General features: G+C 64.3%; 17 protein-coding genes and 1 pseudogene. 12 read left to right on the forward strand and 6 right to left on the reverse strand.

What is annotated here, in order from left to right; all coding sequences use genetic code 11:
- The first annotated feature begins 59 nt into the window (after positions 1–59).
- Together GX444_09510 and GX444_09515 are read left to right on the forward strand one after the other, a co-directional pair.
- Positions 60–1,238, forward strand: a complete 1,179-nt coding sequence (locus GX444_09510; protein ID NLH48826.1) for a tetratricopeptide repeat protein — start codon at positions 60–62, stop codon at positions 1,236–1,238.
- A complete protein-coding gene (locus GX444_09515) occupies positions 1,231–2,526 on the forward strand; it encodes a CAP domain-containing protein (GenBank protein ID NLH48827.1) in 1,296 nt (431 codons plus the stop codon). The genes GX444_09510 and GX444_09515 overlap by 8 nt, the downstream gene beginning before the upstream one ends.
- Here GX444_09515 and GX444_09520 read toward each other — a convergent pair.
- From GX444_09520 to GX444_09540, 5 genes are all read right to left on the reverse strand, one after another.
- Positions 2,523–3,449, reverse strand: coding sequence for an ABC transporter permease (locus GX444_09520; GenBank protein ID NLH48828.1), 927 nt, complete (start codon positions 3,447–3,449; stop codon positions 2,523–2,525). The two genes, GX444_09515 and GX444_09520, sit on opposite strands and share 4 nt — an antisense overlap.
- Positions 3,446–4,555, reverse strand: coding sequence for an ABC transporter permease (locus GX444_09525; protein ID NLH48829.1), 1,110 nt, complete (start codon positions 4,553–4,555; stop codon positions 3,446–3,448). The genes GX444_09520 and GX444_09525 overlap by 4 nt, the downstream gene beginning before the upstream one ends.
- Positions 4,545–5,912, reverse strand: coding sequence for an ATP-binding cassette domain-containing protein (locus GX444_09530; GenBank protein NLH48830.1), 1,368 nt, complete (start codon positions 5,910–5,912; stop codon positions 4,545–4,547). The genes GX444_09525 and GX444_09530 overlap by 11 nt, the downstream gene beginning before the upstream one ends.
- Positions 5,913–6,094: 182 nt before the next feature.
- A complete protein-coding gene (locus GX444_09535) occupies positions 6,095–7,315 on the reverse strand; it encodes a BMP family ABC transporter substrate-binding protein (GenBank protein ID NLH48831.1) in 1,221 nt (406 codons plus the stop codon).
- 195 nt (positions 7,316–7,510) lie between these two features.
- A complete protein-coding gene (locus GX444_09540; protein ID NLH48832.1) occupies positions 7,511–9,763 on the reverse strand; it encodes a UvrD-helicase domain-containing protein in 2,253 nt (750 codons plus the stop codon).
- 179 nt (positions 9,764–9,942) lie between these two features.
- Between GX444_09540 and GX444_09545 the strand changes: the two genes are divergently transcribed.
- From GX444_09545 to GX444_09555, 3 genes are all read left to right on the forward strand, one after another.
- Positions 9,943–11,388 (forward strand): hypothetical protein, encoded by a 1,446-nt coding sequence (locus GX444_09545; protein ID NLH48833.1) that lies wholly within the window; start codon positions 9,943–9,945, stop codon positions 11,386–11,388.
- Positions 11,385–12,971, forward strand: a complete 1,587-nt coding sequence (locus GX444_09550) for a tetratricopeptide repeat protein (protein ID NLH48834.1) — start codon at positions 11,385–11,387, stop codon at positions 12,969–12,971. The genes GX444_09545 and GX444_09550 overlap by 4 nt, the downstream gene beginning before the upstream one ends.
- A gap of 134 nt (positions 12,972–13,105) precedes the next feature.
- Positions 13,106–14,458, forward strand: a complete 1,353-nt coding sequence (locus GX444_09555; GenBank protein NLH48835.1) for a hypothetical protein — start codon at positions 13,106–13,108, stop codon at positions 14,456–14,458.
- A 260-nt stretch (positions 14,459–14,718) separates the two neighbouring features.
- Here the strand turns inward: GX444_09555 and GX444_09560 are convergent, their stop codons facing one another.
- The gene (locus tag GX444_09560) at positions 14,719–15,897 is read right to left on the reverse strand and encodes a glycosyltransferase family 4 protein (GenBank protein NLH48836.1); all 1,179 of its coding nucleotides are present in this window, start codon (positions 15,895–15,897) and stop codon (positions 14,719–14,721) included.
- 141 nt (positions 15,898–16,038) lie between these two features.
- Here GX444_09560 and GX444_09565 point away from each other — a divergent pair, with 141 nt between their 5' ends.
- The 7 genes and pseudogenes from GX444_09565 to GX444_09595 form a co-directional block, all read left to right on the forward strand.
- Positions 16,039–16,209 (forward strand): hypothetical protein, encoded by a 171-nt coding sequence (locus tag GX444_09565; GenBank protein ID NLH48837.1) that lies wholly within the window; start codon positions 16,039–16,041, stop codon positions 16,207–16,209.
- 44 nt (positions 16,210–16,253) lie between these two features.
- Positions 16,254–16,604 carry a hypothetical protein gene (locus GX444_09570; protein ID NLH48838.1) on the forward strand — a complete coding sequence of 117 codons (351 nt, stop codon included), beginning with the start codon at positions 16,254–16,256 and terminating at the stop codon, positions 16,602–16,604.
- A gap of 16 nt (positions 16,605–16,620) precedes the next feature.
- Positions 16,621–17,553, forward strand: a complete 933-nt coding sequence (locus tag GX444_09575; protein NLH48839.1) for a branched-chain amino acid transaminase — start codon at positions 16,621–16,623, stop codon at positions 17,551–17,553.
- Between the two features lie 37 nt (positions 17,554–17,590).
- A complete protein-coding gene (locus GX444_09580; GenBank protein NLH48840.1) occupies positions 17,591–18,730 on the forward strand; it encodes an alpha/beta hydrolase in 1,140 nt (379 codons plus the stop codon).
- 123 nt (positions 18,731–18,853) lie between these two features.
- Positions 18,854–21,173: pseudogene (locus GX444_09585) on the forward strand (cysteine--tRNA ligase).
- A 171-nt stretch (positions 21,174–21,344) separates the two neighbouring features.
- Positions 21,345–21,665: a DUF1016 domain-containing protein gene (locus tag GX444_09590; GenBank protein ID NLH48841.1), complete on the forward strand. Its 321-nt coding sequence runs from the start codon at positions 21,345–21,347 to the stop codon at positions 21,663–21,665.
- Positions 21,666–21,704: 39 nt separating this feature from the next.
- The coding region (locus GX444_09595; protein ID NLH48842.1) for a hypothetical protein at positions 21,705–22,006 on the forward strand (302 nt) is incomplete at its 3' end.

A 22,006-nucleotide genomic window follows, 5' to 3' on the forward strand; every position in this document is an offset into this window, starting at 1 on the left:
CCTTGACGCGAGCCGATGATTGGGGTTAGGACGATTGCCCGAACGAGGTGGAACGATAGATGGATCCGGAACTTCGCCGATTGTACCTGCAGGACCTGGAAGAGCTGGAAGAGGAAATCCGGCAATTCGGCCCGTCGATCGACTTGCTGCTCGAAAAAGCCGAAATCCTCGATTTTTTAAGCCGGTATGAAGAGGCCCAGCGCGTGTTGGCCGAAGCCAAGGCCATCGACCCGGAAAGCCCCGAGGTCTGGAACAGCATCGGCGTGGTGCTCAAGAACCTGGGCAACTACGAGGAAGCGTTCGAGGCGCTGATGACCAGCCAGCGCCTGAGCCCCAACAGCACGATTACGCTCAAGAATATCGGCGATGTGCTGTTCTTCATGTACCGCGACGACGAGGCCCGCCTCTGGTACGAACGGGCGCTCAAACGCGACAAAAACGATCCGTGGGCGCTGACCGGCAAAGGGCAGATTCTGGTCAACAACGAAAACTACCAGACCGCGCTCGAATTGTTCGACCGCGCCCTGGCCGTCGAGCCGGAATACGCCTGGGCGCTCAGCGGCCGGGGCATGGCGCTGCTCGGCCTCGGGCGGTTCGAGGAAGCCCTCGACGTGTTCGAGATGGCGATCCAGATCGATCCCGAATGGGATCATCCGCATTGCGGCAAGGCCGAGGCGTTGCACCGGCTGGGCCTGCTCAAGGAAGCCGAGCAGGAATACCGGACAGCGCTGCGGCTGGACGAACTGGATCCGCTCAAATGGCAGGATTTGGGCAACGTACTGCTCGACATGGGGCGTTACCGCGACTGCTTGCGGGCTTTTCGCCGGGCCGCTAATCTGGACGAGTACCTGGTGCGGGCGCACAGCGGGATGGCGCACGCGCTGGACATGCTGGGCCGCGGCGACGAGGCGCTGATCGAATACGACAAGGCGATCGAACTGGACAACGAGGATCCGTCCATCTGGAACAATCGCGCGGTGCTGCTCGCCGAAACCCTGTCGCGCCCGGAAGCGGCGCTGGAAAGTTACGAAAAGGCCCTGCAGGTCGATCCGGAATATCACCTGGCGCGGTTCAACCGGGCGCAGCTTTACAGCCGCATGAACCGTCGCGCCGAGGCCAAAGCCGACCTGGAACAAGTGGTGGCGGTGCTGCGCGGTGAAGGCCAGGAGGCGATTCCCGAGCTGCGGCCCGAGGATCTGGAATGGTTGGAAAACTACTTGCAGGAACCGGATGAGTAATCGCCACAATACATTTTCCGCGCCGCGCCGTCGCTTTTCCTCCAAAACACTATTGTATTTTTTACCGGGCTTGCTGCTCGTTTTTCTGGTCGCGAACATCTGCCTGGAAACGGGTTGCCAATCCTCGTCGCTGCCGGCCTTCGTGGAAACCGCCGTTTACAACAACTCGACCCGGATTCTGCCGCTCAGCAAGGAAGAAATCGAACTGGTCGGTACGGTCCAGGCCTGGTCCGCCCAGGCCGGCCGCGCCGCGCCGGAACTGGACGGCGGCCTGACCTACGTGGCGCGCAGCGTGGTCGAGGAATTGCGCCACCGGGGTCCCAACCTGCTTTCGGAATTCAACAACACCCTGGTGCAGGAAAAGATGGTCAAGTACGGCGTTTCCGACAGCGCCTTCCGCACCCAGGTCGCGATGTCCTTTCGCCTGTCGGATTGGGAAACGCAGTCGGCCGACGCCTTGCGCACCGAATTGGCCACGGGCCGTTACACTCATTTCGGTATCAGCGTCGTCTGGAACTGGTGGCCGCCGGGCTACTACATCATGCTGATTCTGTCGCGGCGGCCGGTGGCGCTGGACCCGTTTCCGAAAAAGGCGGCCGAATTCGACCGGGTGGAGCTTTCCGGCACCCTGCTGGAGGGGCTGAAAAAACCGACGGCCTTCGTCAGCCCGCCGCAGGGCACGGTAGTGGAAAACCTGCTGGACATCCATCCCGACGGATCCTTTCGGACCCACATTTTTTTCAACAACGGACCGGGCATCTACCGCGTCGAAATCTCGGGCGAGGGCTCCATGGGGCCGGAAATCGTGGCGTTGATGCCCGTGGAAGTCGGCAACGTCAAGGATGTCGAATCCGCGCCGATCGAGGTGCCGATCGAGGAAAACGAGGAAAAAGCCAAAATTTTGGTTTTCTCGTTGATCAACCGCGAACGGAAAGCGGCCGGTCTGAATGAATTGAAGATGGAGCCGGCTTTGGGAAAAATCGCCCAGAGCCACGCCGACGAGATGCAACGCCTCAAATACGCCGCGCATCGCAGCCCCACCACCGGCATGGCGGCCGATCGCGCCAACGCGGCGGGCATCCCCTGGCTGCGCATCGGTGAAAACGTGGCCGTCAATCAATCGGCCCTGCAGGCCCACCAAAGCCTGATGGAATCGCCGGCCCATCGCGCGAACGTGCTGGATCCGGCCTTCGAGTACATCGGGCTGGGCATCGTCTTCGACGACGACAACCACGGCAACCGGCAGGTCTATCTGGTCGAGAACTACGCCAAGCTGCAAAACCGCTAGGCGCAGGGCGGCGCGCCGTCGAGGCGCCGCTTGCGACGCGACAATTCCTCGCCCACCAACACCGCGATCGTCAGCAGGTAAGGGATCATCGCCAGGAAGTAGCCGAGGTTCGGATTCTTGAACAGCGGCAGCGAGGGGATGCCCTGCAGGTCGAGCAGCAGGCGCCGCAAAGCGCCGAAGAGAAACGCGCCGAGCGCCGCGCGCCAGGGCTTGAAACGGGAAAAAACGACCAGGCCGATCGCGATCCAGCCCTGGCCGCCGGTGATGTTGTCCACCCAACCCGGCGTCACCGCCAGACTGAGCGAAGCGCCCGCCAGCCCCGCGAACCCGCCGCCGATCAACGTGCCGGCCAGCCGCTGGCCCGTGACCGATACCCCCAGCACCCGCGCCGCTTCCGGCGCTTCGCCCGCCGCGCGCGACCGCAGGCCGAAGCGCGAACGCTCCAGCAGCAGCCAGCCCGCCAGGCCGAGCAAAACCGTCAGCGGCACCAGAATGTTCCAGCGGAAGAGCGCCGGCCCGAGCAGCGGTAGCCGCGACAAACCCAGCACGGCGTATTCCGGCAGCACCGGCCCGGAACGGCCGACCAGGTCGATGCCGAGTACCGCGGCCAGTCCGCCGCCGAAGAAGCCCAGCGCGAGCCCCGACACCACCGGGTCGCCGCCGCAGTAAACCACGCCCGCCGCGTGAATCGCCGCCAGCGCGATCCCGGCGAGTCCGCCCGCCCCCAAGCCCAGCCAGGGCGAGCCGGTAGCCAGGGCGACGTGAAATCCGGTCATGGCCGCCAGCAGCATCATCCCTTCGATGCCCAGGTTCAGCACGCCGGACCGTTCGGCGAAGATTTCGCCCAGGGCCGCCAGGAAAAGCGGCACGCCCGCCAGCAAACCGGCGGCGACGAGGCCCGTGAAGAAATCCGCCGCGTTCATGAGCGCTCCGCCTCGCCCGCCGGCCGATCCGGCGCCGGCTCGCGCCGCCGAATTTCATAGCGGCGGAACCATTCGGTCAGGATCACCACCAGCAGCAGGGCGCCTTGCAGCAGTTGCGAGATGCCCGCGCCGCCGATTTCCTTGCCGCCGACCAGCAGGCCGCCGAACAGCACCGCGACGACGACCGTCGCCCACGGATTCAGCCGCGCCAGCCAGGCCACGGTGATCGCCGTGAAGCCGAAGCCCGGCGAAAATCGCTCCTGCAGCCGGTGCACCACGCCCGACACTTCCACCGCGCCGGCCAGACCGGCGGCCGCGCCGGAAATCAGCAGCACCACCAGAACGTGAAACCGCGGGTTCAACCCCGCGGCCCGCGCCGCCGCCGGGTTGTCGCCCATCGCCCGCCACACGGCGCCCCAGCGGCTGCGCTTCATCAGGGCGGCCAGCAGGATCACCGCCAGCAGCGCCGGCAACAGCCCCAGGTGCACGGTCAACCCGGCCAGGGCGGGGAAACGATCGGCGAAGTCCGACAGGCGCGGCAACCAGGCGTTTTCCGGAAACAGCGGCGTGAGTTGAAAGCCGCGATCGGACCACGGCGAGTAGATCCAGTAGTTGTTCCATTGCGCGGCGACGTAGACGAGCATCAGGCTGCTGAGGATTTCCGAGACGCGGTAGCGGATTTTGAGCACGGCGGGAACGGCCGCCCAGAGCGCGCCCGCCGCGAGACCGGCCAGCATCATCAGCGGCAGTTTGAGCCAGGCCGACAGCGCGAGCGGCGTCCAGAACGAGGCGACGCCCGTCGCGGCCCAGGCCCCGAGCAGCAACTGCCCTTCGGCGCCGACGTTCCACAGGCCGGCGCGGAAGGCGAGGGCGCAGCCGATGCCGCACAGAATCAGCGGAATGGTTTTGACCGCCAGGTCCGACAGCGCGTAGGCGCCGCCGAGAAACCCGGCCCGGAGCATCGCGGCGTAGGCGGCGAGCGGCGGCAGGCCGGCCGCCGCCATCACCGCGCCGCCGATGACCAGCGCCAGCCCGACGGCCAGTCCGCTCAAGGTCGCGTCTTGGGCGCGCGTCAACTTTTCGCGGGGGCGGATCTCAAGACGCACGTTCGCCTCCGGCCATCGCCAGACCGATGGTCGCGTGCGGCGGCAGCGGGCGGTGGTATTCGGCGGCGAGGCAGCCGCGATTCAGGACCAGCGCGCGGTCAGCCAGTTCGGCGATTTCGTCCAGGTCGTAGGAGATCAACAGGATCGCCACCCCGCGCCGGCGCAGCGCGAGCAACGCGGCGCGCACCTCGGCGGCGGCCGCGATATCCAGGCCGCGCGTCGGCTGGCTGACGATCAACAGCCGCCGCGCCGCCGCCATTTCCCGCGCCAGAATGGCCCGCTGAACGTTGCCGCCCGACAGCGACCGGATCGGCTGCGCCAAATCCTTGTAAATGACGCGCGTGGCGGCGGCCAGTTCGCGCGCCCGCGCCAGCAACACCGTGCGCCGCAGCAGAAACGGTGCGTCGGCGCCGAACGCCGGCAGGTTGAGGTTGTCGGCCAGCGACAGGCCGCCGCAGATGCCCAGCGTCATGCGGTCCTCGGGCACGAAACCGATTCCCGCGCGGCGGATTCGATGCGTCGGCCAGGCCGTGATGTCCTCGCCACCCAGCAACCGCCGCCCGTTCGCCAAACGGCGCAAACCCAGCGCCGCCTCGGCCAGTTCCCGCTGGCCGTTGCCGGCGACGCCGGCGATCGCGCAGATTTCTCCCGCCCGGACTTGAAACGACAGGCCGCCCAGCGCCAGTCCGCCGCGCGCCCCTTCGACCGTCGCGTTGTCGAGCGCGAAGACGACCTCGCCCGGCTCGCCGGGCGTGTAGGCGCCGGCGGCCGGCGGCGCTTCGCCGACCATCAGGGAAGCGATCTGGGAGCAGTCGCAATCCGGCGCGGCGAGGCCGGCGGCGACCAGGCGGCCCTTGCGCAGCACCGTCAGGCGGTGCGCCGCCGCCCGCACTTCGTCGAGCTTGTGGGTGATGAACAGGATCGCCCGGCCGCGCGCCGCCAGGTCTTTTAATATGACGAACAGGCGTTCGCTTTCGCCGGGGGTCAGCACCGCCGTCGGTTCATCCAGGATCAGCACCTGCGCGTCGGCGGCCAACAGGCGCAACAGCTCCAATTGCTGCCGCTCGCCCACCGACAGTTCGCCGACCACCGCTTGCGGCGCCGGCCGCAAGCCGTAGGCGCGGCAGAGATCCGCGAGCTGCTTTTCGACGGCGGCCCGGCGCAGGAAAAACGGCCCTTGGCGCGCCGCCAGCGCGAGGTTCTGGGCGACCGTGCAGCCCGGCACCTGGGCGAAATGCTGGTGGACCATGCCGATGCCGGCGCGCATGGCGTCGCGCGGCGACTGAAAGCGGACGGCCCGGCCGAACAGCTCGATCGTGCCGGCGTCAGGGGCGTAAACGCCGGCCAGGATGTTCATCAACGTGGATTTGCCGGCGCCGTTTTCACCCAGCAGGGCGTGAATTTCGCCGGGTTGGACGGTCAGATCGATCCCGTCGTTGGCGGTTACCTTGCCGAACCGCTTGACGATGCCCGTCAGCCGGACGGCGGGGATGGCCGGGTGCGCGACGATGGTGGACGCTCCTGGGCCGCGGTCGGCCGTTATTGGGGAATTTCGCCGCTGATCCCGGCCACGAACCAGTTCATGCAGACCTTGCAGTTCGGACGGCCCGGCACGTCCTTCAGGCCCTCGAGGTCCTCCTGCGTCAGCTTTTCACCGGCTTTCAGCAGCACGTTGCCTTTGTTGTCCTTGAGCGGACCGGCGAAGATGTCGAAACGGGTGAATTTGCCTTCCTGCATTTCCTTCAACTTGGCCTGCACCTTGGCGACCGCCTCGGCCGGTACGCCGGCCGCGGGCTTCTGGCCTTCCATGAAGCCGAGCAGGCAGAGGCTTTTTTCACCCGGGTCGGGGTAGTCGTCGGCCGGTTTCCAGGTGCCGGCTTTGATCTCCTTGACGATCCGCACGAGGCTGGTGCCCCAATTCCAGTAAGGGACGGTCAGGCAGTGTTCGAGATCGGCGTTGCAGGCGTTGTCGGAATTGTAGCCGACGGCCCATTTGCCCGCCTTGCCCGCCGCGACCACGGGGCCCGAGGTGTCGTTGCCGGTCATCACCACTTGCACGCCGGCGGCCAGCAGCGAATCGGCGGCTTCCTTTTCCTTGACCGGATCGAACCACGAATTGACCCAGCGGATTTCCAGGGTGCAGGCGGGGCAGGTGGTCTTCATGCCCAGCGCCACCGCGTTGACCAGGCGGATGACTTCCGGAATCGGCATCGGGGCGATGTAGCCGAGCTTCGGATTCTTGTCGGCCTGGGCGCGCGCCCCGGCGATCATGCCCGCCAGGTACTTCATGTCTTCCATCGCGCCAAACAGGTTGCCGAAGTTCGTCGCGTTTTTCTTGAAGCCCGAAATGTGCAGGAACTTGACCTGCGGAAATTCCTTGGCCACCGCCTCGGTCGCGTCCATGAAGCCGAAACTGCCCGCGACGATCAGGTCGAACTTCTTGCGGGCCAGCGAACGGATCACCTGCTCGGCCTCGGCGCCTTCCGCCACGCTTTCGATGTAGACCGTGGCCACGTCGGGCAGCGCTTTTTCCAGGTACAGCCGGCCCTGGTTTTCAGCGTAGGTCCAGCCGCCGTCGCCGACCGGGCCGACGTAGACGAACGCGACGTTGAACTTGCCCGGCACCGGCTCGGGAATCTTGTACCGGCCGGAATCGGCCGGCAGGGTCGGGATCGCTTTTTCGACGGTGGTGGGTTGTTCCGGCTTCTGGCAGGCCGAAAGCATGGTCAGGGCAAGCAGCACGAGCAGCCAAACACCCATTGCGCGTTTCATCTTCAACCCTCCCGGGACAAGGAAAAAAGGATTTGGGCGTCCCACCGAACGCGCGGCGGCGTCGGCGGTTGCCGGTCGCCGGGACACATCGATGGGGAATGCGATGGGCTCAGGTTATACCCGGTGCCGGGGTCTTTTCAAGAAGTTGGCGAAAATAGGCCGCGCGGGTTTGCGCGGCGGCGATCAGCGGGCCGCGCCGAGCCAGGTCAGGTTGGCGTATTTGAGAATCAGGGTTTTGGTCCCGTAGCGGTCGAAGGCGACGGTCGCCCGGGACATGGCGCCGCTGCCGGTGATCGTCAACAGGGTGCCCGCGCCGAATTGTGGGTGCCGGATGCGGCAGCCGGGAACCAGCCGGCTTTGCAGGTCGTCGGGATCCTGGCTGTCGGCATAATCGTAGACCGGCTCGCCGCTTTCGACCGCCGCCGGCGCGGGGGCGGGCGCCGCGCGGCGGATGAAATCGCTGCCCCAGGAAGGTGCGCGGGTGGGACCGACATCGGTCACCGCGTCGGGCGGCGGGTCGTGCCAGAAGGGCGACAGGCGGGTCGGCGTCGGTATGCCGCCGTAGGACCGGCGCACGGCCGCGGCCGTCCAGTAAAGGTATTGGCGCGCCCGGGTAACGCCGACGTAAGCCAGCCGCCGCTCTTCCTCGATCTCGGCCGGATCGTCCCGGCTGCGGCTGTGCGGCAGCAGACCGTCTTCCAGGCCGATCATGAACACGGCGGGGAACTCCAATCCCTTGGCGGCATGGAGGGTCATCAGGCTCACCGCGTCCACCCGCTCGTCGTACATGTCGGGGTCGGAAAGCAGGCTGACCTTTTCCAGGAAGTCGGCCAGCGTCGCTTCCTCGCCAATGTCCTTCTCGAATTCCTCGATGGATTTCAGCAATTCCTGCAGGTTTTCCAGCCGCGAGCGATCCTCGATTTTCTGGCTTTTTTCGAGCAGGTCCAGGTAACCCGAATCGCGCAGCAGCCGGCCGGCGATTTGCGAGGGCCGGTTGCCGAACAGGTCGGCGCCCGGTTGGCGAAACAACCGCGCGAACCGGCCCAATTCCTGCCGGAGCTTGGGCCCGAAACCCTCGGCGTCGCCTTCGGCGGCCGCGGCACAGGCGGCGATCGGGCTCAGGCTCTTTTCGGTCGCATATTGAAGGAGGCGGGCCTGGGTCTTCTCGCCGATGCCGCGCGCCGGCACGTTGATCGCGCGCGCGAACGCCAGCGCGTCGGCCGGATTGACCTGCAGGCGCAGGTAGGCGATCGCGTCCTTGATTTCCTTGCGGTCGTAAAACCGCGTGCCTCCGACCACGGTGTAAGGGATGCCGCGCTCGAGCAGCTTTTCCTCGAGAATCCGACTTTGCGCGTTGACGCGGTAGAACACGGCGATTTCGGCGGGCCGCAGTCCGTGGCGCAGGCGCAGTTCGTCGATCGTGCGCCCGACGAAGCGGGCTTCCTCGTACTCGTCGTCGGCCAGGCAGCGCACGAGCGGCGCGCCGAGCGGGTTGGGCGTGTTCATTTCCTTCGGCTTGCGGCCGACGTTGCGGGCGATCACCGCGTTGGCTGCCCGCAGAATCAACGACGTGCTGCGGTAGTTCGTCCCCAGGATGACCACCTTGGCGTCGGGGAAGACGCGCTCGAACTCGAGGATGTTCGCCAGCCGGGCGCCGCGCCAGCGATAGATCGACTGGTCGTCGTCGCCGACCACGGTCAGGCAGCGGTGATCGTCGAGCAGTTCGGCGAGTAACTGGTACTGGGCGCGGTTGGTGTCCTGGAACTCGTCGACGAGCAAGTGGCGGAAGCGGCGGCGATAGGCGGCGGCGATCTCCGGGTTGTCGCGCAACAGGCGGACCGTCTCGACGATCAGGTCGCCGAAGTCGAAGGCGTTGGCTTCCCGCAGGCGTCGCCGGTACAGCTCGGCCAGGTGCTGGAATTTGTGCCGGATCGGCGGCGGCGCCAGGTCGCCGCGTTCGCTCGGGTCCGCCCCTTCGTTCTTAGCCAGATCGAACCAATGGGTGATCTGCCGGGGCGGGGTGTCCTGCGGGTCGAGGTCGCAGATCGGCATCAATTCCTTGACCACCTGTTGCTGGTCGGCCTCGTCGTAAATGGAAAAGCCGGGTTTGCGGCCGACGCGTTCGGCGTGGCTGCGCAGGAGGCGCACGCAGGCGCCGTGGAAGGTGTGAATCCACATGCCGCGGGCGTGCCGCCCGATCAGTTGCTCGACGCGGTCCTGCATGACCTGGGCGGCCTTGTTGGTGAAGGTGACCGCGAAGACCTCGCTGGGATGCAAGCCGCGTTCGACCAGCAGGTAGGCGATGCGGCGGGTCAGGACGCGCGTTTTGCCGGAACCCGCCCCGGCGAAGACGAGCAGCGGCCCGTCGGGGGCCGTGACGGCCTCGCGCTGGGCGGGGTTGAGGTCCTTCAAGATCAGTTCGGTCGTTTCCGGCATGGCGTCTCCCTGCGGGGGCGAATCCTATACATGCCGTTTCGGGCGGTCAAGGCAAGCGGCGGCCGCAACCGCCACGCCGGCGCGGAAAAGACGGCAAAGCCCCTTGACCGACATTTTCAACAATGGTCTACTACCCCGATTGATTGAATACCCATTCAGAACGCCGGTGCGGAGTACTGATGATCACCAACCAGATGCGTGTAATCGTTGGCGGAAAAGGCGAAACGACGATTCGGTTTTTTCTTTTCCTCGGACTCCTGACGTGTTGCTGGCTGCTTCCGGGGGCGGTGTTCGCCCAGGAGGCCGGCGGCCTGCCGGACGTCGGCGCGCCCACGGAGTCGCAAGCCGAGGGTGAAACCGCTCAGCCGGCCGACCAGCCGACCGTCACGGACGAAGCGGAATCGCCGGCGTTTCTCGGCGAGTACGGGCGGTGGATCAAGCACGCGGAACACATGGCGATGACCGAGCTGGATTTGTGGGGTTCGTCCTCGACCATTCCGGAAGGTTTCGGCGTCATGCTGTTCGGTTACGGGACGATGCGCGCCGCGCAGCGCTACGACAACCGGCGCAAGCTGATCGACATCATTCCGGTCTTCGACATCCCCGACCCGTTCCACATCGGCGGCAATTTCTTCTCGTTGGATTTCAACGTTCACGGTTCGACCAAGGGTTATTTCGCCGGGTTCATGTACGGCATCACCGACACATTGATGATCGGCAGCACCACGATGCTCGCCGACATCGAAATCAAGATGGACCCGATCTTCACGCCGGGTTCCTGCGAACGCCTCGGCGTGGCGACGCGCGCCGAGTTCTACCGCCTGCTCGAACAACTCGGCCGCCCGCGGCCCAAGCACTATTACAAATCCGAGCCGCTCGACTGGGGCGACACCGACCTCTTCGTCACCTGGAACTGGTACCGCAGCAAGTACTTCTCGACGGCCACGACCCAACGCCTCTACCTGCCGACGGCGCACCGCGCCGAGCCGGACAAGGCGATCATCTTCGCCCTGGGCCCCGATCTGGACGTCGGCAACGCGGCCTGGGGCTTGAACCTGAGCGAAGCGTGGGACTTCCGTCCGCCCGCTCCGGCCAATATCGTCACCTTCAGCCTCGGCGCCGAGGGCGCGATTTATTTCCAGACCAAGCGCAAGAGCCCGAAATTCCTGAAACCCAACCGCGACGTGTGGGATTACATGAAATCCCAGGGCGTCGAGTTGGACTTCTTCCCCGATCTGTCCGACATCGATCCTTACTACTACTACACGCCGCCGCCCTGGGTCGCGGTGAGCGGCGGTTTCGGCATCGGGCCGATCTCGCTGACCTACCGTCACGGTTGGGGCTTCAACGGCAAATACGAAACCAACAGCCCCGGCTTTAAAAAGGTCATCGATGAAATCGGCCTGGTCGGCACCGGCGACGACGGCAAGATCGTCGCCGCCGCCTCGCTGCCGCTGACGCCGCTGTACATCCCGGGCATCGCCCAGTTCCGGTTCGAGTACCGCACCGACGGTCGCAACTCGCTGGTCTTCCGCGATGTGTATCAGATGGGCGTCGGCTTCCTGATTCCGATCGCACCCCCCGAAAAATACCGCTTGCCGAAGAAGAAGGAGGTGGTGAAATGAGCCGCCCACTCCGCCGTTTGACGCAGCTTTTCGCGCTCCTGATCGCCTTGCAGTTCGTCGTGGCCTGCATGGGCGAACCGGCGCCCGTGTGGGATTTGAACCGCCTGCTCCGCGTCGGTCACGATCTGCTCGAAGAAGGCAGGGGCTCGGAAGCCTACAACTACTTCGTCAAAGCCCTGAAAATCGACCCCGACAACTACCAGGCGCACTACGGCATCGTGCTGGCGCTCGACAAACGCGTCTTCGCCAACATCGACGGCATCATCGACCTGCTTTCCGGCGTGTACATGTACGAGCCGACCACCGCGGAATGCGAAATCGCTTGTCAGCGGCTCGAGGAATGCGACCTGTACGACGAGGCCTGGACCTCGGCCGAATCGTGCGTCCAGGACTGCCCCTTCGGTCTGCAACCGTACATGTTCGACATGCTCAGCGACGGCAGCACCTGCTACAAGATCCGCCACCGGGCGCTCGAATGGATCGTCCCGACAACCCCCGAAAACTGCAAGCTGCTGTGCGAAAACCTCGATCTGTGCGGCAACATCCAGCCGCCGGTGACCTTCACCGTCGAAGAATGCATTTCGCACTGCCCGCACGCCTACGTCGAGCGGCACAGCAAGTGCTACCTGTCGAACCTGGGTTCCTGCAACGGCTACGACCGCACCTGCTTCGAGCACACCACGGTCGGCCTGCAAATTCTTTTCCGCGAAATCGGCATCCATGTGGCGCCGCAAATCGAGGAGTATTCGCAGTTCCTGCTCGATAACCCGAACGACTTCCAGTACTACCTCAAGGATTTCAACTGGACGCTCGTCGATCCGCCGGTGACGATCGACTGGGCGGGCCGTTACAACACCGGCTACATGCACCTGTCGCGCATGTTGGGCCACGCGTTCAACGCGCTGCTGTTGGGCGCCACGTCCGTGCAGCTCGAAATGAACTTCCCGAACTTCGACCTCAACTTCAACTACAGCAACCCGCAGGGCCTCGAGGAAATCCTCAACGCCCTGATCATCTCGCTCGAAATCCTGCTGTACGACCCGATCTACCCGCAGGGCTTCGCCATCTACGACGAGGATTGGGCCTACGACCAGGTCGAGGATATGGGCAAGGAGCTGGGCAAGATGTTCGGCGAGGTCGCCCGCATGTTCGACTTCATGTTCACCGACACCGACCGTCAGCCGGGCAAGGCGTTGCGCTACGAGGACGACAACGGCAACAACATCTGGGATCCCGACGAGGTGATGCAGATTCGCGGGCTGGAAATCGCCGACAAGCAGATCGAAATCAATCGCCCCCAGGCCGAGGCGATCCGCGACCTGTGCTACGCCCTCGAGGCCAACCTGCTCGAACGCACCCCGGTGCCCATCGAACTGTTCACCGGCGTGCTCGAATCCCTCAACCTCGGCGATTTCGATTTCCTGATCGACCTGGCCATCGCCTGGTCCGAGGACGGCACTTTCGATATCAGCGGGCCGTTCTGGGAAACCAACAAGTTCGCCTTCCGCGAACTGCTGAAGGTTATCATCGAAAAGCTGAAGATCGTGCTCGAGGTGGTCGACGAACTGGGCCTGGATATCTAGGCCGATCGGCGAAATGAGTTGATCGCAAGGCCGCCGGCGGTTGCCCGAAACCGCCGGCGGTTTTATTTAATGGAAATGGCCGGCGGGTCGCGAAGCGCCAAACGGACGGCCCGCCGCCGGCAAGGAGCCGAACCATGAAAAAGATCGTTCCGCTCGTCGTGTTGCTGCTTTTCCTGGCGGCCCCGGCCGCGCCCCCGGCGGGCGCCGCACCCGAAGCGCCGCCCTTTAAAATCGGCCTGGCCAAGGTAGATCTCACGCCCGATCCGGCGAAAAGCCCGATCACCCTCAACGGCTATGGCGCGCGGTCACGACGTCCGGCAACCGGCGTGCTCGATCCGATCTACGCCCGGGCGATGGTGATCGAGGATCCGGCCGGCCGTCTGGTGGCGCTGGTCAGCCTCGATCTGTGTTTCGTCAACGAGGAGGTGTTCGACACCGTGGTCGAACGGCTGCGCGGCCTGGGCGTCACCGAGCACAACCTGTTGCTCGCCGGCACCCACACGCACGACGCGCCTTCCGCTTACGACCGGCGGTGGATCGCCACGGCGATCATGGGCGCGTACGATCCGCAAATTTTCGCGCAGGTGGTCGACGGCACCGTGCGGGCGGTGGAGCAGGCTTTCGCCGCGCGGCGCGAAGCCGTGCTGCGTTACGACGTGTCGGAATTGCCCGGAATGAACCGCAGCCGCCGCGATCCGGCGTTCGACGTCGGCGTCGGAGGTTTCGACCCCGCCTCGGCGATCAAACCGAATCCTGAAAAATATCCGACCGACCGCCGGCTCACGATTCTGCGGGCCGACGACCCGCAGGGTAACACCTTCGGCGTCTTCGTGCGTTATTCGGCCCACCCAACCATTCTTTCGCCCGAAAACATGAAAATTTCGGCCGATTGGCCCGGCGTCATGACCGCCCGGCTGGAGGCGAAGCTTGGCGCGGGCGCGGTGGCGATGTTTGTCAACGGCGCCGAGGGCGACGCCGCGCCGCTGCCCGACTGGAGCAATCCGGAGCAGGAAATCCGCGACATGAGGGAATACGGCGACAAAATGGCCGCGGCCGTCGAGGCGCGGTTGCCGGCCGCCCAGCCGATGACCGCGCGGTTCGTCGCCGGCCACACGACCCGCCGGGCGCTGGGCAAGGTGATCCTGCGCCCGTTCGGCGGCATGCCGATGAACCCCGGTTTCGCCCGGGTTCTTTACCTGCGCCCCGATCAGCCGTTCCAGGCGTTGCGCATCGGCCCGCTGATGCTGCTGGCCGTCCCGGGCGAGCCGACCACGGCGACCGGGCAGGAACTCGAAGCGCTCTGCGGCGGCGATGTCCAATGCCTGACCGTCGGCCCGGCCAACGGCTACCAGGGCTATTTCGTCACGCCGGCGGAATACGACGAGGGCGGCTACCAGGCCGATTCCTGCTTCTACGGCAAGAACGCCGTCGCGAAAATCCGCGACGCGATGAAGCAATCGGTCCGCATCGTCTCCGTCCGGCCGTGACTTCGATCAAGGTTCGACGAGCGGCCTAACCGCCGCGATCCGGTTTTGCACCCGGAAGGGTGTTTCTACGGACGGCTGAAAACTGGGGGCATGAACCACTGTTCGGTCGTGCCAACTATCTTTCGCTTTTGGCTGGGGAAATGCTGCCTTCGAAGAGGATGAAGGCAACGAGGGCCATGTCGGCGGCCGCGGCTGCCGATCCGCTTCGCTGATTCCGAATCAAGCCATTCCTTTCGTGTCGGTTACCGACGGCTGACCCTTCATTCGATCTGCGGCCAGCCCGTAGCCAAGGCTTGACGGATTTCCGCTCCGGTGCGGCCGTCGGCCAGCAAGCGGTGGACCAGCGCCACGCGGTCGCCGTAAGCGGACCACGGAAACTGTTCGACGCGCCGTCGCGCCGCGCGGCCGAGTTGTTCGACCAGGGCGGGATCCGCGGCCAGTTTCGCGAGCGCCGCGGCCAGGGCGTCGACCTCGTGCGGCTTGATTTCGATCGCCTCCCGGCCGTCGCGCGCCACCGCGCCGGATTCCGGGGTGACGATCAGCGGCAGCCCGCAGGCCATCGCCTCGTAGGTCACCAGGGCGCTGCCTTCCTCGATGCTCGGAAACACGAACACCGAAGCCTGCCGCAACAGTTCCGGCACGTCCGACCGGAAGCCCAGCCAGCGGATGTCCGGGCGGTCGCGCCAGGGATCGAGCCGGCGATGAATCGCTTCCTCCTTGCCGCCGACCAGCCACAATTCGCCGCCCGTCGCCGCGCGGTCCCAGGCCTCGAGCAGGGTGACGATGCCTTTGCGGACGCCGAGTTGGCCGACGAACAGCGCGCGGAATTTTTCCGGCGGCCGGTCGCGCGGGGTAAAGCGTTCCAGGTCGGCGCCGAACGGGCAGCGTACGAGCTTTTCCTCGGCCACGCCCTGTTCGAGGAAGCTGCGATAACTGCGCGGGCTCGGCGTCAGGATGACGTCGGCGAGCGCGTATTCCTCGACGCAGCGGGCGATGGTTTCGCGGTAGGTCGGCGCGTAGCGGATGCCGAAGCGTTCGTACGCCGCGACCAGCAGGTCGGTTTGGGTGCGGATGTGCGTGCTGGCCCGGTCGATCGCCAGCCGCTGGCCACGCCCCTTGGCCAGCCGCGCCGTGCCGGTCGCCTGGCTGTTCCACAGGTGGACGACCGCGAAATCGCCGGCCGCGGCGCGCCGGCAGACCTGATCGAAGCGCCGGTTCTTCAGCCAATAGAAGGGCTTGTCGCTCAGGAAGCGCAGGGCGCCGCGCGGCGGAAAACGGACGTCGACGATCTGCTCCTCGGCCACCTCGGTCGGCCGGTGGCCCAGCGCGACCAGGCGATCCAGCAGCCCGGCCCGCCACAGGCCCGCCGCGGCGCGGTAGGCGGTCGTGCCGATGCCCGGCCCGGCGAACAAGGATGCGATGGCATAGAGGGATTTCACGCGCGGATTGTAGCAGGCGGTGCGCCGGCAGCCTAGCCGCCGGAGGAATTTTCCGGGCCGAAGAAGGGAATTTCCAGTTATTTATAAATAATTCAGGGGGCCGGCCGATCCGGGGACTTTCTTTCGGGTCGGGGGGTTACGATGGATAGCGCATCGACGACGGTCGATCGATCCGCCGGGTTCGCCGGGCGCGGCATTTTGGGGAGAATCACTCAAGAAAAGGCGATTCGGTCGTTTTCCGATCCTGCCGCCGCCCACGGTATTATTGCCGTGATTTTCCGCCTTCCCAGGTTTGACAACCCCGGGAGCTAATGTAAATATCCCTTACGCTTTGAAAATAGATGGGTGATTCTCGCATGGCTTATCGAATAGGTCGATTGCTGCTCGCTTGGTGGCTCTCGACTTTCATTTTTGCCTGTTCCCACGCGCCCGACAGCGCTCCGGTTTCGACTCCGATCCAGGCGACCGGCCTGGGCTCGTCCGGGCAAGTTTATGCCGCGCCGGCGCCGGATTCCGGTTGCAATCAATTATGCCGGGACGCGTGCGAGGACGTCACGGCGCAAGGCTGCAATTACGAAACGTCCGCATCCTGCGAGCAGGATTGCGTTCCCGGTTGCACTGAAGGTCACCTCAAACAGGAAGTACAAGACTGCCAGAACGGGCAGCCGGACCAACAACGTCCCCACTCGACACCGACCAAGAACTGATGGGCGGAGGAAGATTATGACCACGTTCCAAGACGTACCCGGCGACACCAAAGTCTTCTTCAACGGCAAAATGGTGGATTGGAAAGACGCGACCGTCCACGTCATGACGCATGCGTTGCACTACGGATCCAGCGTCTTCGAGGGGATCCGCTGCTACAAGACCCCGAAGGGGCCGGCCATCTTCCGACTCAAGGAGCACACCGAGCGGCTTTTCAACTCGGCGAAAATGTACCGCATGACCCCGAAGATGACGAAAGACGAGATGAACCAAGCCATTCTGGAAACGATCCGCATCAACAAGTTCCAGGAATGCTATATCCGGCCGATCATCTACCGCGGCCTCGGCCCCTTCGGCGTCAACCCGCTCAACAACAGCATCGAAGTGGCGATCTGCTGTTGGGTGTGGGGCAAGTACCTGGGCGAGGAAGCCTTGGAAAAGGGCGTCCACGTGCACGTCTCGAGCTGGAACCGCATCGCCCCCAACACCATTCCGGCGCTGGCCAAGTGCGCCGCCAACTACGCCAACGGCCAACTGATTAAAATGGAAGCCGTGCTCAACGGCTACGAGGAAGGCATCGCGCTGGACGTGCACGGCTACGTTTCCGAGGGCAGCGGTGAAAACATTTTCATCGTCCGCGGCGATACGCTGACGACCACGCCGCTGGGCAACTCGGTGCTGCCGGGCATCACGCGCGACACGATCATTACGCTGGCCCGCGAAATGGGTTATCAGGTGCTGGAAGGGCCGATTCCGCGCGAGATGCTCTACATCGCCGATGAAGTCTTCTTTACCGGCACCGCCGCCGAGGTGACGCCGATCGCCGGCATCGACAAGATCCAGATCGGCGAAGGCCGCATCGGCAAGGTGACGAAACGGCTGCAAGAGAAATACTTCGAGGTGATCAACCTGAAAGCGCCCGATACGCACGGTTGGCTGCTTTTTGTCTGATCGTCGCTGAAGTAAGCAATTCAAACGAGGCAAATCCATGGTGCCCATGATGTTGGCTTGTATCGCGGCGATCGTCGTACTGTCGCTGTTGGCGCTATTGCTGGGTGGTCTTTCCGGATTGATGACGCTGTTCGGCCTGATTTTTCTGGCGATTCTGGGGTTGTACCTGATCGGCCGGTACGGCTTCACCGACAACCGCCGGCCCGATGAAATTCATTTCGCCAAGACGGCCGACGGCCAGGAGATCGCCGTGTGGCGCTATCGGCCGCGCGGCGCGGCGGCGCAAAAAACGCCGGTCGTTCTGCAGCACGGTCTGGGCGCCAACCAGCGCGACCTGGACCTAGAGGACAAGAACTCTCTCGCGCTATTCCTGGCGCGCGAAGGCTACGACTGCTATCTGCCCGCGCTGCGGGGCTGCGGGCCGAGCGCCTACACGCGCTTGGGCCATCCCGACCGCTGGAACATCGTTTTCGATCAATTCGTCGATTACGATCTGCCGGCGGTGTTCGCGAAGATCCAGGAGCTGACCGGCGCGACGCAGGTCCACTACATCGGCCATTCGATGGGCGGCATGATCGGGTATGCGCTGGCCGAGGGCGAAAATGCGGCGCGACTCAAAAGCCTGACGTCCATCGCCGGGCCGTGTTTCTTCGAAAACATGCAGCATTTCAAACCGTTGCTGCGCTACCGCTTCCTGTTCAAGCCGTTCCCGGTGATTTATCAGAAGGTTTTTTGTTACCTCCTGGCGCCGTTGGTGTACTTCTGGCCCAAGGTGGCGGGCCGCGAAATGCTCAATCCGGACAACGTCACCGGCCCGACCCTGGCGCTCGGCTCGGCCAACGTCATCGACGAAATGCCCAAGCCCCTGCTCTTGCAGTTCGGCCAATGGGTCGAGGACGGCGATTTCGGCTCGCACCACCAGCCCAGTTGGGAAAGCCGGCTGGCGGAAATCACCACGCCGATCTATTGCATCGCCGGTTCGCTCGACTATTTCTGCCCGCCGCCGGCGATCGACCGGGTCGTCGATCGGGTCGGCAGCGCCCGGAAACGCTACCACCTGTTCGCCAAGGCCAACGGCGACACCGTCGATTACGGCCACGGCGACCTGTCGATCGGGAACGACGCGCCCCGCGACATCTTCCCCACGATCCTGTCCTGGTTGAAGGAAAACGACTGAGGCCTTGCCCGACGGCAATTAACCGGCGAGGGTTTGAACGTCGGCGCCGTCCGCGCCCGATTTGCATCCGCCGGTAAAGCCTGCTAATCAAACGTACCGATTGCATTGCACGAGGAGGGCATTTTGTCCCAAGCGTTTTCCGGCATTCTGGATTGTATCGGCAATACGCCGGTCGTGGAGATCCGCCGGCTCAACCCGAATCCGCGCGTGACGATCCTGGCCAAGCTGGAAGGCCGCAATCCCGGCGGTTCGGTCAAGGATCGCATCGCGCTTTCGATGATCGAGGACGCGGAACAAAAAGGGTTGCTGAAGCCCGGCATGACCGTGCTGGAGGCGACCAGCGGCAACACCGGCATCGGCATGGCGATGGTCGCGGCGCTCAAGGGTTATCGCTGCTTGCTGGCGATGAGCGCGGGCGTCAGCCTTGAACGCCGCAAGATTCTCGCCGCGTACGGCGCCGAGTTCCTCCTGACGCCCGCCGAGCAAGGCACCGACGGGGCTATCGAAAAGGTTTACGAGATGGCGCGCGAGGACGGCGGCGCCCGCTACATGCTGCTGGACCAATACAACAACGAGGCCAATCCGCTGGCCCATTATCGCGGCACCGGCCCGGAAATCTGGCGCCAGACCGACGGCCGGGTGACGCATTTCGTCGCCAGCATCGGCACCACCGGCACCCTGATGGGCACGACGCGCTACCTCAAGGAACAAAATCCGCAAGTGCGGGCGATCGCCGCCGAACCGCGGATCGGTCATAAAATCCAGGGCCTCAAGAGCCTGAAGGAAGCGTACGTTCCGGGGATTTGGAACAAGAAAACCATCGACGAAAAGCGGATCGTCCAGGACGAGGACGCCTTTGCCATGACCCGTAGCCTGGCGCGCAGCGAGGGTTTATTGTGCGGCATGAGCAGCGGCGCCGCGCTGTGGCTGGCCGTGGAGATCGCCAAGGAAATCGAATCCGGGCTGATCGTCGTTTTGCTGCCGGACGGCGGCGAACGGTATTTGTCCACGTCGCTATTTACGCTGCCGGAGGCGTAAGGTGAGCCTGAAGTTCCGCAATGTTCTGACCAAACGGAAGGCGACTTTTCACTCGCTGGAACCCGGCGTCGCCAAGATGTACACCGACGGCCCGACGGTCGACGCGCGCATGCACCTGGGCCTAGCCCGCCGCATTCTGGTCAACGATCTGGCCAAGCGCGTGCTGCTGGCGAACGGCTACCGCGTCGTTCACGTGATGAACATCACCGACCTCGACGACCGGACGCTCGCGGCCAGCGCCGAAGCCGGCGAGGACCTGGCCGCCTACACGCGCCGGTTCGAGGCCGCGTTTTTCGAGGACATGGAAGCCTTGGGCTGCCTGCCCGCCGACCACACCCCGCGCACCAGCGAACACATCGAACCGATGCTCGACCTGACGCGCCGGCTGATGGCGGGCGGTTACTGTTACGAAATGCTGCGCAACGTCTACTTCGACGTCAGCAAGGCGAAAAACTACGGCCGCCTGTCGGGCGTGAATCCCGAGAAAATCCGTGTCGGCTCCACGGTCGATCTCGACGACTACGAAAAGGACGATCCGCGCGATTTCGTGGTTTTCAAGCGGTGTGACCTGGCCGAACTACGGCGCGGCATCGGCGTGAAATCCGAGTGGGGCCAAGTGCGGCCCGGCTGGCACGTGCAATGCGCCGCGATGAGCACCCATTATCTCGGGCCGAGGTTCGATCTGCATCTGTCGTCGAAGGACCTGGCTTTTCCGCATCACGAAAACGAGATCGCCCTGGTTTCGGCCCTGACCGGCGAACCGCCCGCCCATACCTGGGTGCACAGCGAGTTGGTCTACTCCGGCGGCAAAAAGATGAGCGCCTTTTCGGCCAACTCGAAAACCGTGCGCGAACTGATCGCGGCGGGTTTCGAACCGCGCCTGCTGCGTTTCTGGATGCTGGCGACCCATTACCGTTCGCCGCTGCACTATACCGAGGAAAGCTTGGCGCAGGCGCGCGCCGCGCTGGCGCGGCTCGACCTGCTGACCCGCCGCATCCGGCACGTGCGCGGCACGAAACGACATCCGGAACTACTGGCGCTGGCCCGGCAGGCGGATCGCGAATTTTTCGAGGCGATGGACAACGACCTCAATATCTCGGCGGCGCTGGCGGCGATCTTCGAATTCATCCGCAAGCTCAACGCCGCGGTCGGCGACCAGCCGTTCTCGCGCGAGGACGCCCGCGACATTCTGGCCACCCTGTACCGGATGGACGCGATTCTCGGTGTGCTCGACTTCGCCGAAGACCAGCTCGACCGCGAGATCGAGGAACTGCTCGGCAAACGCGAGGCGGCGCGCGCCGCCGGCAATTATCAGGAAGCCGACGCCATCCGCGACGAGTTGCAAAAACGCGGTTTCACGGTCAGCGACACCCCTTACGGAACCCGCATCCGGCCGAACGATTGAAATTGCTTCGCCCCGAATAATGATTGAAACGGGCACCGCTGCTTGAGTTCGCGCGAGCGAATGTCTATCATTCAATATGTGCCGAAATTGAACCGCGAAACAAATCGAAAGCCGGCCCGACGCCCTCCGGCAGACTCGCCCACCGCCTGATTTCAGGCTGTTTTTTCTGTCTTGCAGATCGAAACGGATCTTTTCCATCGCCAGGGCCGGGCCACGTCGAATTTCAAGCGCACGTTGCCGCCGCCGCAATCGGATTTGGCGAACAATACGTTGAAGGATCCTTACGTTTTCGATTTTTTCGGCATCGGCGAGGACGCCGCCGAAAGGGAGTTGCATCGGGGATTGGTGGCTCATTTGCAGAAGTTTTTACTGGAGTTGGGCCTTGGTTTCGCCTTCGTCGGCAGTCAGGCGCATCTTGGAGATGGGCGGCGGAGCGGATATTTCCAGATGTTTCGGTCGCCGTTTGCCACGATCCGGCCGATTTGCCTATAATCCAGGCGATCATTCACTCGACAGGAAAGGATGCGTAGCATGCGGCAACTCGGCGGATTGTTGTTGACGGTACTATTGCTCGCCACGCTGTGGGCGGCACCGGCCTTGGCGCAAGCGCCCAACACCCAGATGCGCGAACTGACGGCGGCAGAACTGGCGCGGGTGGAAAAAGGGGAGATCATCCTCGAAAGTCAGACGCAGACCGACGCCGCCGGGAAGAGCCGCGGCCGCGGCCTGGCGATCGGTTTCATCAACGCCGATAAAAACAAGATCATCGACACGATTCTCAAATACGAGGATTATCCGCAGTTCATGCCGCGCGTGCAGAGCACCGAGGTCTA

It is taken from the genome of Myxococcales bacterium (genome assembly GCA_012517325.1).
GTDB lineage: Bacteria > Lernaellota > Lernaellaia > Lernaellales > Lernaellaceae > JAAYVF01.

What these genes read in the sequence shown, in the direction of transcription:
- GX444_09565 (NLH48837.1), top strand. Translation starts at nt 16,039, where the DNA reads ATGGATAGCGCATCGACGACGGTCGATCGATCCGCCGGGTTCGCCGGG.
- GX444_09550 (NLH48834.1), top strand. Translation starts at nt 11,385, where the DNA reads ATGAGCCGCCCACTCCGCCGTTTGACGCAGCTTTTCGCGCTCCTGATC.
- GX444_09575 (NLH48839.1), top strand. Translation starts at nt 16,621, where the DNA reads ATGACCACGTTCCAAGACGTACCCGGCGACACCAAAGTCTTCTTCAAC.
- GX444_09570 (NLH48838.1), top strand. Translation starts at nt 16,254, where the DNA reads ATGGCTTATCGAATAGGTCGATTGCTGCTCGCTTGGTGGCTCTCGACT.
- GX444_09555 (NLH48835.1), top strand. Translation starts at nt 13,106, where the DNA reads ATGAAAAAGATCGTTCCGCTCGTCGTGTTGCTGCTTTTCCTGGCGGCC.
- GX444_09535 (NLH48831.1), bottom strand. Translation starts at nt 7,315, where the DNA reads ATGGGTGTTTGGCTGCTCGTGCTGCTTGCCCTGACCATGCTTTCGGCC.
- GX444_09540 (NLH48832.1), bottom strand. Translation starts at nt 9,763, where the DNA reads ATGCCGGAAACGACCGAACTGATCTTGAAGGACCTCAACCCCGCCCAG.
- GX444_09510 (NLH48826.1), top strand. Translation starts at nt 60, where the DNA reads ATGGATCCGGAACTTCGCCGATTGTACCTGCAGGACCTGGAAGAGCTG.
- GX444_09530 (NLH48830.1), bottom strand. Translation starts at nt 5,912, where the DNA reads ATGAACATCCTGGCCGGCGTTTACGCCCCTGACGCCGGCACGATCGAG.
- GX444_09545 (NLH48833.1), top strand. Translation starts at nt 9,943, where the DNA reads ATGATCACCAACCAGATGCGTGTAATCGTTGGCGGAAAAGGCGAAACG.
- GX444_09515 (NLH48827.1), top strand. Translation starts at nt 1,231, where the DNA reads ATGAGTAATCGCCACAATACATTTTCCGCGCCGCGCCGTCGCTTTTCC.
- GX444_09580 (NLH48840.1), top strand. Translation starts at nt 17,591, where the DNA reads ATGGTGCCCATGATGTTGGCTTGTATCGCGGCGATCGTCGTACTGTCG.
- GX444_09520 (NLH48828.1), bottom strand. Translation starts at nt 3,449, where the DNA reads ATGAACGCGGCGGATTTCTTCACGGGCCTCGTCGCCGCCGGTTTGCTG.